This is a genomic window from Paracoccus sp. PAMC 22219 (assembly GCF_000787695.1).
In the GTDB taxonomy this organism is placed as follows: Bacteria; Pseudomonadota; Alphaproteobacteria; order Rhodobacterales; family Rhodobacteraceae; genus Paracoccus.
On the sequence record NZ_BBPH01000029.1, the window covers coordinates 1 to 8,617 of the forward strand.

The window sequence follows — 8,617 nt, forward strand, 5'->3', positions numbered from 1 at the left end:
GTCGGGGGTATCGCCAAGCGTGGGCTGGACATCACGCTGGCAGTCGTTGGCCTGGTGCTGCTGGCGCCGTTGATCCTGGCGCTGGTCATCGTGCTGAAACTGACGGATTCAGGGCCGCTGCTCTACGGGCACCGTCGCATCGGCTTTGGCGGCCGCGAGTTCCGGTGCTGGAAATTCCGCACCATGGTCGTGAACGGCGATACTATCCTGGAACAGTATCTGCGCAAGCACCCCGCCAAGGCGGCGCTTTGGAACGAACAGCGCAAGCTGGTCGATGATCCTCGTGTCACCCGCTTGGGCACGGTGCTGCGCAAGCTGAGCCTGGACGAGTTGCCGCAGCTTTTGAACGTGCTGACCGGAGAGATGAGCCTTGTCGGCCCGCGTCCAGTCGTGCGGGAGGAGCTGGATTACTACGCGAGCTCCGCCCGGCACTATCTGTCAGCGCGGCCCGGGCTGTCCGGCCTCTGGCAGATCAGCGGCCGCAGCAACACGACCTATCTGGAGCGTGTGCAGCTTGATCGTTTCTATGTCATGAATTGGAACCCGTGGATGGACCTGCGCATCATTTTCATGACCATTCCCGCCGTGGTCATGTCCCGCGGCGCGCACTGACCCTGCAGCAATTGCCTGCGCTCGGCTCAAAGAGCTACGAAGACAGATGATGGGGTGATCAAGCTCATCGAGAACGTGTCATCGCCGCTCTGAAGAAACAACGGGCCGGACTTGGGGTGAAAGGGCGAACCCAGAAGGGCGGCGTCCCGCGGTGAAATCATGAGAGGCAGCTTTTGGGAAACGGATCAGAAACACCTGCAGGACGCGCCTATTTCTGATTGCACCATACTCAAAGTGCCACCAAGACTAAGATTTGTGACCTCATCGGTTGTGACCAAGCCTGTCCCATGCATTGCCACCGCGATGGCTCCGTGACCTGACAAAGGAACCTGCCCTAGTGGAAACGTCCGACATCCAGGATTGCGTTATCATCGGCGGAGGTCCTGCGGGACTGACGGCCGCGCTGTATCTGGCCCGTTTCCTGCGTCGGGTGACTGTATTCGATGGGCAGGACGGGCGCGCCTTGATGATCCCCAGAACACATAACCTGACCCCGTTCCCGGACGGCATCTCGGGGCAGGAGTTGCTGGGACAGATGCTATCGCACGCCCGGCGATATGGCGCGGTGGTCGAGGCCGGAACAGTCGAGAATGTCGAGCAACAGAGCGGCGTGTTCCGAGTGGTGGCCGACCGACGGATCGCACTGGCACGCAACGTGATCTTCGCGACCGGGGTCTTCAATCATCGGCCATCGATGGCTGCCGACGATCACGCAAAAGGATTGGCGCGAGGGCTCCTGCGTTATTGTCCCGTCTGCGACGCCTATGAAGTCCGTGACAAGCGTATCGCGGTTCTGGGGCGCGGCAAGCACGGCCTACAAGAGGCCAGCTTTCTCCGCCACTACTCCCCATTTGTCACCCTGATCTCTCCCGACGGCTCTTCGGTCACCGCGCGAAACGGCATCAGTGTTTTACAGCCCGCGCTGATGGGCATTGCGCTGTCCGAGACAGAGGTTCTTCTGACCCTTCAGGACGGGCATACCCACCATTTCGATACACTCTATGTGGCTTTGGGAACGACCCCGCGCGCCGATCCGGCAATTCGTCTTGGCCTCGATCTGGATGACGCTGGCCATATCGCTATCGATGCGAAGCACAAGACCAGTGTGGATGCGGTCTATGCAATCGGGGATGTCATCAACGGACTGGACCAGATCGCTGTCGCGATGGGGCAGGGGGCCATTGCCGCGACCGCGATCCACAACGATCTGACTGCCTCGATATCCTGATCGCTGCGGAACAACGCCGCCCGGTTATTGAATGCCGTGCTGACTACCAGCCCATCCCAAGATTTCAAGAAAATGCCCTCAAATGCAGGGCATCACATGGAAAGTAGAACGCTGAGCGGGGCCACCTTTTTGCACGAACCACTTATTTGGAGATTGCACGCTGAAGGACTTGCACAAGAGAACGTGGAAATCTAGCGTGACGAATGTGAGAGATCGCCTCCGGACAGGCGGCGGCTGTGGGCGACCGCAGCCGCCATTTTTTTTATTGTGTTGGTACAGGCAAAACCTCGCTCCGAAACAAGAACCAGCCTAAACTGAAAGGGCCCCGATACACCCGGGGCCCTTTCAGCTCGTGGGACCCTGTGAAAATACCACGAGCTTCGGCCTTCCGCCTAGGAATATCAGCATAGCTTTTCGCTTCTTGAAGCGTCGCGGCGACCCGTGAAGCTTGAATACTTCGCTTTGATCTCCACGAACGACATGGTTCATCTCAAGCGCATGGAGCCTTCGACCGCCACACGATGCGTCAGCTATAGTGCGCGATCCACTGAAATCCTCACAGGAGAGGCGCCCAAGCCTGCGCCGACCGCCAATTCCATCGAGCGCCTTGTTTGGATGGTTGGCATGACCGGCACTTCGGTCATTCGAGATGTCCGGTCTGAGGTCGACCTTGCTGCCGACCTGTGTCTGGTGCCGGGGGCCATCCGCGCAGATGACTATGGACTGGAAGATCTGTCACCATTGCTGCCACTTCCTGTCCCCGCGCTGTGCAAAGCGGGCGATCAGCCGTCTTGCTCAGCCAACCACGCCTCCATCATCTTGATTTCCGCCTCTTGCGCGGTGATGACCTCCTCGGCCAAGGCGCGCACCTCCGGATCCGAGCCGTGCTCCAGGACGATGCGGGCCATATCGATGGCGCCCTGATGATGGGGGATCATGCCCCGCATGAAATCCACATCCGCATCGTTGGAATATTCGACGTCCATGTTCATGTGCATGTCGGCCATTGCCGCGCGATAGGCGGTCGTCGCAGGTGTATCATCGGGCTGCGCCCCCGACATGACCATGTTGCCATGGTTAGAATGGTCCATCTGCGCCATTTCGCCATGGGCCGAGTGATCCATTGTCTGCTGTGCGAGGCTTGGCGTGGTCATGGCAAGGACGGTCAGCAGGATGGGAACGAATGTCTTCATGGCGGTGCTCTCCTCTTACTTCACTCCAGATAGTCCTTCCCATCGTTGTAAGGTCAATGGTGCCAGGATTTCGATATCGAGCCCTTGACCTTCCCATGATGGGAGGCCCCATGTCCTTGTCATCTCAACGACGGAGCCTTGTCATGAACATCGGAGATGCCGCCAGTCGCTCGGGCGTATCGGCCAAGATGATCCGCTACTACGAACAGATAGGTGTGATCCCGAATGCCAGTCGAACCGCCTCGGGCTATCGGGAATACGAACCGCGCGATGTCCATATGCTACGGTTCATCGCCCGCGCCCGCGATCTGGGCTTTTCCATCGCTGAGATCACCGAACTGCTGGATCCCTGGCGTGACAAGGACAGGCGCAGCGCCGACGTGAAGTCCCTGGCGCAGGCCCGGGTCCGGGACCTGCGCCACAAGATCGCCCATCTGCAGGACATGGCCGACACCCTTGAGGATCTGGCGAATGCCTGCGCCGGCAACGAGCGTCCGAATTGTCCGATCCTGCAACGGCTTGAAACGTCGGAGACGGGTGAAGGCACCGCGTCCCGCAGGCCGCCCGAAAAGGGTTTCACGGAAAGGATTGGCTGATGATCGATCGACGGATGTTCACGACAGCGCTGGCGGTGTGCCTTTTGGCCACTCCGGCAATGACACGTGCCAATCAGCCACCGGTCCGGGCACGAGTGTTCCGCGCGCCTGATTGTGGATGCTGCGGCGCATGGGTCGCGCACCTTCAGAACCACGGCTTTCTCGTTGATGTGGTGATGACAGAAGACATGCAGGTCGTGAAGGACCGCCATGCCGTGCCGACGCCTCTCCGTTCCTGCCACACAGCCCTGATTGATGGCTATGTCATTGAAGGCCATGTGCCCGCCGCCGATATCCGGACCCTGCTGGATCGGCGCCCGAAGGCCGAGGGCCTAGCAGTGCCCGGCATGCCAATCGGATCGCCCGGCATGGAGATGGGCGAGCAGCGCGATCCTTATGATGTCATTCTTTGGACCGGGTCTGACACCCAGGTCTTTTCAAGCCACCGAGGTTGATGATGACTCTGTCGGATACGAAAACCGCCACCCTCCATCGCATGGTGATGACCAAGCATATGTGCCCCTACGGCCTCAAGTCTTTGGACCTGCTCCGACGCGAAGGCTACCGCGTCGAGGACCATCATCTGGTCACCCGAGCCGAGGTCGATAGCTTCAAGGAACAGCATGACGTGGGGACCACGCCGCAGATCTTCATCGATGGTCAGCGGATCGGTGGCTACGATGACCTGCGGCGTCATTTCGGCAAGACTGTCCGCGACAAGACCGCAACGACCTATCGTCCGGTGATCGCGCTGTTCGCGACGGCCGCCGCGATGGCGCTGGCCACCAGCTGGGCCGCGTTTGGTCATCTGATCACCCTGGCCGCAGCGGAATGGTTCGTGGCCTTCGCGATGTGTCTGCTGGCCCTGCAGAAGCTGAAAGACGTGGAAAGCTTCGCCACGATGTTCCTGAACTATGATCTGCTCGCGCAGAGATGGGTACGTTACGGATACGTCTACCCCTTCGCCGAAGGCTTGGCGGGCATCCTGATGGTCGCGGGCGCGCTGATGTGGCTGTCGATCCCGGTGGCGCTGTTCATCGGCATCATCGGCGCGATATCGGTCTACAAGGCCGTCTATATCGACAAGCGAGAGATCAAGTGCGCCTGTGTCGGCGGCGACAGCAATGTGCCCCTGGGTTTCGTTTCTCTGACTGAGAACCTGATGATGATTGCGATGGCGGTCTGGATGCTGATCAAGGTCACCATTCTGGGTCACTAGCGCAAGGACACTACCTCGACCTCACGGACCCACCGGCCATCGCCTGTGCAGATCGTCGATTACCAAGGGGTGGTGATGCCGCCCCATTCCTCCATGTTCACGCAGATGCGGATGATCAACCGGCAGGCTCGAATGATCATGCGCGACATCTGTCGGATCACCCGCAGGCCACAGACGCCACGCCAAGGCCAGCCCGATCACGCCGATGATCGCCATGGCAGCAAATGCGGCTGTCATGCCTGCGCGGGCGCCCAGGTATCCGGCCAGGGGATAGCAGATCAGCCAGCAGGCATGAGACAGCGCGAACTGAGCGGCAAAGATCGCCGGACGATCTTCCGGATGGGCTGAGCGGCGCAGCAACCGGCCCGCTGGCGTCTGCGCGACAGAATAGCCGAAGCCCAGGATTAGCCACAGGACCAGCAGCGCGCCATAACTGCCCACGACCATCCCCAAGGCAGTTCCGACAATTAAGGCCGCGGCACCCGCGATCATCACCGGCCTGTCCGACAGTCGGTCCAGCAGGCGCGGCAGGGTCAGGGCGGCGAGCATCGATCCCGCACCGAACGCTGCCAGGGCCAGCGCCACCTCTGGCTCCGACAGGCCGAAACCCGCCTTGACCAGCACGACCGTGTTCACGATCACCATCGATCCGGCCGCAGCGACGGCCAGACTGATCGCCAGCAATCCGCGCAGACGCGGGGTCGCTAGATAGAGGCGGATGCCGCGCGTGGTCCGGTCCCAGACCTCACGCCGTGCCGCTGGCTGCGGTGAGGGCAGACGGACGCTGAGGACCAGCGCAGCCGAGGCGAAAAACCCGACGACCGTCCCGGCAAACAGGCTGTGAAAGCTGATGACGCTCAGAAGCGTCGCCGCCAGCATGGGCGAGACGAGGCTTTCCAGATCGTAGGCAAGGCGCGAGAGCGACAGGGCGCGGGTATAATCCTCCTCCTTGGGCAGGATGTCTGGAATGGTCGCCTGAAATGTCGGGGTGAATGCGGCTGACGCGGCCTGCAGCAGGAAGATCAGCAGGTAGATCTGCCAGATCTCGGTCACGAAGGGCAGGCACAGCGCAATGCCCCCCCGGACCAGGTCCAGCGCGACCAGCACCGACCGGCGCGGCAGGCGATCCGTGAACGCCTGCGCCACCGGCGCGACACCGACATAAGCAATCATCTTGATCGCCAGCGCGGTGCCCAGCACCGCCCCCGCATCCGCCCCGGCCAGTTCGTAGGCCAGAAGGCCCAGGGCCACGGTCATCAGCCCGGTGCCCAGCAGCGCGATCACCTGCGCCGCGAACAGATGTCGATAGGTGCGGTCGCGCAGGATGGCCAGCATGGAGTGTCCTTACAGCAGCTTGGTGATCGCCTTCATCTCGTCCAGTGTCTCCGCCGCATCGTGGACCAGACAGTGGTCGATATGATCGTGGATCAGCGCCCGCTTGGCAGAGGTCACAGCACTTTCCACCGCCGCCAGCTGGCGGGCGATGTCGAGGCAGGGCTGATGACCCTCGATCATGCCGATGACATGGCGCAGATGACCTTCGGCACGTTTCAGCCGGGCGACGAGGGCGGGGTGGGTTGCGTGAACATGCGGGTGTGACATACAGTCAGGCTATCCCCCCCTGGGGGATAGAACAAGACGGTGTGATCAGCGCGCCGCGAAACGACGGGCAGGCCGGTGAAACAGGTTCGGACATTGATGCACAGCGTGCTTGCAGCACTCGTCTGCCTGTCGCTTGTCGTATGGTCCCTTGCGCCAAGCGCCAGCCATGTCCCTTCCGTCTTCGAAGTGGTGGCCGAGCATACCGACATGATCGCTGATCATGGCCACTCGCACGGGTACGAAGAGGATCTTGTCTGGGCGCTGCACGGTCACAGCCACGATGTGGCCGACCATGATCACAGCCAGGCCATGCTTGTCCCCGGCGCCGGTGCGCACCCAAGGGTGGCTTGGCGCGATACGTTCCGGCTGCGGGCGTCATGGGAAGGACCGCAGCGGGTCTATCTGATCGAGCGACCTCCGCGGGCCTGATCGGTGCCGCCACCGCGCGGTGTATCCGAACAGACAGACCCTTACCGGAGACTTTTCCATGACCTCGACCTCGGGGGTCCTGCGCGCCTTGGCACCACGCCAACCGGTCGCGCTGACCCTGATCCTGCTGGCGGCAGTCCTGCTGACGGCCGCCCAAGCTCTTGCCCATAACGTCACCGCCGGTGACGCGGGCTATATCCAGGAAATCTGGGGGGTGCAGATCATCCCCTTCATCTACCTTGGCGCCAAGCACATGGTGACCGGCTACGACCACATCCTGTTCCTGCTGGGCGTGGTGTTCTTCCTCTACCGGATGAAGGATGTCGGCATCTATGTCAGCCTGTTCGCCATCGGCCATTCGGTCACGATGCTTCTTGGCGTCTGGTATGGCTGGGGCATCAACGCCTACATCATCGACGCGATCATCGGCCTGTCCGTGGTCTACAAGGCGCTGGACAACCTTGGCGCCTACCAGAAATGGTTCGGGTTCCAGCCCGATACCAAGGTCGCCACGCTGATCTTCGGCCTGTTCCACGGCACGGGCCTGGCCACGAAGATCCTCGACTATGACATCCCGCAGGATGGGCTTCTGGCCAACCTGCTGGCCTTCAACGTTGGCGTCGAGGTCGGCCAGCTACTGGCCTTGGCCGTGATCCTGATCGTCATGGGCTACTGGCGTCGCAGCCCCAACTTCCTGCGCCAGGCCACCATCGCCAACGTGGTGATGATGGTCCTGGGCATCTGGCTGACCTTCAATCAGGTCGCCGGCTACATCGCTTCCACCACTGCATAGATTGGATATTCCCATGCATAACGCACCCAAACCCAACATCGATGAGCTGCCCACCAAGGCGCAACTGCGCCGCTCCACGATCCTGGCCAGCATCGGTGCGGCGCTGATCGCGGTCACAGTCTATCTTCCTGCTGAATACGCCATCGACCCGACCGGGATAGGCCGGGTCATCGGCCTGACCGAGATGGGCGAGATCAAGGTCCAGCTTGCTGCCGAGGCCGAGGCGGATCGTCTGCTGGACGAACAGCGCGCCATTGAGCAGCCCTCTCCGGACCAGACGTCGAGCGTCCTGGATAGCGTCATGGGTCTGCTCGTCGGCACGGCTTATGCGCAAGAGGCGCCGCACACTTGGACGGACACCGTGACCTTTACGCTGCAGCCGGGCGACACAGCCGAGATCAAGCTGACAATGGCGGCTGGAGATGTGGCCGCATACGCATGGACCGCCGAAGGCGGTCGGGTCAACTTTGACCTGCACGCCCATAGCGGTGGTGAGTCCATCGACTACGAGCGCGGCGCCGGCGCGACCGACGGCGAGGGCAGCATCGAGGCGCCCTTCGCCGGTGATCACGGCTGGTTCTGGCGAAACCGCGACAGCACACCGATCACCATGACCATCAATGTGCGCGGCGAGTATAGCGCCGTTGTCGAAACCTACTGAGCCTCCGGGCAGCCACTCGTAATCGACGCGAATGTCTGCCCGGCCTTACCTTATTGCGATGGCGATTATGTCGACGGTCGCGCGCCACAAATCTTGTACGAGAGAAAACGGAAATTTAAGGTGGTGCCTGTGAGAGATTGCCTGGGGATGGGCGGCGGCTGTGGGAAACCAAAGCCGCTATTTTTTCAAACTTCAACGTCATTGAGATTTCCGCGCCGAAACAGAACCAGTCTGGACTGAAAAAGGGCCCCGAATGGACCCGGGGCCCTTTCAGCTCGTGGGAC

General features: G+C 61.3%; 11 protein-coding genes. 8 read left to right on the forward strand and 3 right to left on the reverse strand.

The features are described from left to right. Together TY51_RS04865 and TY51_RS04870 are read left to right on the forward strand one after the other, a co-directional pair. Positions 1-612: sugar transferase (locus tag TY51_RS04865; RefSeq protein WP_042246626.1), on the forward strand; the 612-nt coding region annotated here is incomplete at its 5' end. Positions 613-949: 337 nt separating this feature from the next. Continuing rightward, positions 950-1,840 (forward strand): NAD(P)/FAD-dependent oxidoreductase, encoded by an 891-nt coding sequence (locus TY51_RS04870; RefSeq protein WP_081994706.1) that lies wholly within the window; start codon positions 950-952, stop codon positions 1,838-1,840. Between the two features lie 782 nt (positions 1,841-2,622). On the opposite strand, the gene TY51_RS04875 is transcribed toward TY51_RS04870, so the two are convergent. Next, positions 2,623-3,033, reverse strand: a complete 411-nt coding sequence (locus TY51_RS04875; RefSeq protein WP_052649795.1) for a DUF305 domain-containing protein — start codon at positions 3,031-3,033, stop codon at positions 2,623-2,625. A 143-nt stretch (positions 3,034-3,176) separates the two neighbouring features. Between TY51_RS04875 and cueR the strand changes: the two genes are divergently transcribed. From cueR to TY51_RS04890, 3 genes are read left to right on the forward strand one after another with little or no spacing between them, the layout of a single operon-like run. Continuing rightward, entirely contained in the window at positions 3,177-3,629 is a 453-nt protein-coding gene (gene cueR, locus TY51_RS04880; RefSeq protein WP_042246629.1) for a Cu(I)-responsive transcriptional regulator, read from the forward strand. Beyond that, positions 3,629-4,084: a DUF411 domain-containing protein gene (locus TY51_RS04885; RefSeq protein ID WP_042246632.1), complete on the forward strand. Its 456-nt coding sequence runs from the start codon at positions 3,629-3,631 to the stop codon at positions 4,082-4,084. Before cueR ends, TY51_RS04885 begins: the two co-directional genes overlap by 1 nt. A gap of 2 nt (positions 4,085-4,086) precedes the next feature. Further along, complete coding sequence (locus tag TY51_RS04890; RefSeq protein ID WP_231558908.1) at positions 4,087-4,848, forward strand: glutaredoxin family protein; 762 nt, start codon at positions 4,087-4,089, stop codon at positions 4,846-4,848. Between the two features lie 21 nt (positions 4,849-4,869). Here the strand turns inward: TY51_RS04890 and TY51_RS04895 are convergent, their stop codons facing one another. Both TY51_RS04895 and TY51_RS04900 read right to left on the reverse strand, forming a co-directional pair. Then, positions 4,870-6,183, reverse strand: a complete 1,314-nt coding sequence (locus TY51_RS04895) for an MFS transporter (protein ID WP_042246635.1) — start codon at positions 6,181-6,183, stop codon at positions 4,870-4,872. A gap of 9 nt (positions 6,184-6,192) precedes the next feature. Continuing rightward, the gene (locus TY51_RS04900; RefSeq protein ID WP_042246638.1) at positions 6,193-6,450 is read right to left on the reverse strand and encodes a metal-sensing transcriptional repressor; all 258 of its coding nucleotides are present in this window, start codon (positions 6,448-6,450) and stop codon (positions 6,193-6,195) included. Between the two features lie 75 nt (positions 6,451-6,525). Between TY51_RS04900 and TY51_RS20805 the strand changes: the two genes are divergently transcribed. From TY51_RS20805 to TY51_RS04915, 3 genes are read left to right on the forward strand one after another with little or no spacing between them, the layout of a single operon-like run. Further along, positions 6,526-6,879 carry a hypothetical protein gene (locus TY51_RS20805; protein WP_231558907.1) on the forward strand — a complete coding sequence of 118 codons (354 nt, stop codon included), beginning with the start codon at positions 6,526-6,528 and terminating at the stop codon, positions 6,877-6,879. A 58-nt stretch (positions 6,880-6,937) separates the two neighbouring features. Next, positions 6,938-7,672: a HupE/UreJ family protein gene (locus TY51_RS04910; protein WP_042246643.1), complete on the forward strand. Its 735-nt coding sequence runs from the start codon at positions 6,938-6,940 to the stop codon at positions 7,670-7,672. Between the two features lie 13 nt (positions 7,673-7,685). After that, positions 7,686-8,333, forward strand: coding sequence for a hypothetical protein (locus TY51_RS04915; RefSeq protein WP_042246645.1), 648 nt, complete (start codon positions 7,686-7,688; stop codon positions 8,331-8,333). The last annotated feature ends 284 nt before the right edge of the window (positions 8,334-8,617 follow it).

What these genes read in the sequence shown, in the direction of transcription:
- TY51_RS04915 (WP_042246645.1), top strand. Translation starts at nt 7,686, where the DNA reads ATGCATAACGCACCCAAACCCAACATCGATGAGCTGCCCACCAAGGCG.
- TY51_RS04900 (WP_042246638.1), bottom strand. Translation starts at nt 6,450, where the DNA reads ATGTCACACCCGCATGTTCACGCAACCCACCCCGCCCTCGTCGCCCGG.
- TY51_RS04895 (WP_042246635.1), bottom strand. Translation starts at nt 6,183, where the DNA reads ATGCTGGCCATCCTGCGCGACCGCACCTATCGACATCTGTTCGCGGCG.
- cueR (WP_042246629.1), top strand. Translation starts at nt 3,177, where the DNA reads ATGAACATCGGAGATGCCGCCAGTCGCTCGGGCGTATCGGCCAAGATG.
- TY51_RS04885 (WP_042246632.1), top strand. Translation starts at nt 3,629, where the DNA reads ATGATCGATCGACGGATGTTCACGACAGCGCTGGCGGTGTGCCTTTTG.
- TY51_RS04890 (WP_231558908.1), top strand. Translation starts at nt 4,087, where the DNA reads ATGACTCTGTCGGATACGAAAACCGCCACCCTCCATCGCATGGTGATG.
- TY51_RS04875 (WP_052649795.1), bottom strand. Translation starts at nt 3,033, where the DNA reads ATGAAGACATTCGTTCCCATCCTGCTGACCGTCCTTGCCATGACCACG.
- TY51_RS04910 (WP_042246643.1), top strand. Translation starts at nt 6,938, where the DNA reads ATGACCTCGACCTCGGGGGTCCTGCGCGCCTTGGCACCACGCCAACCG.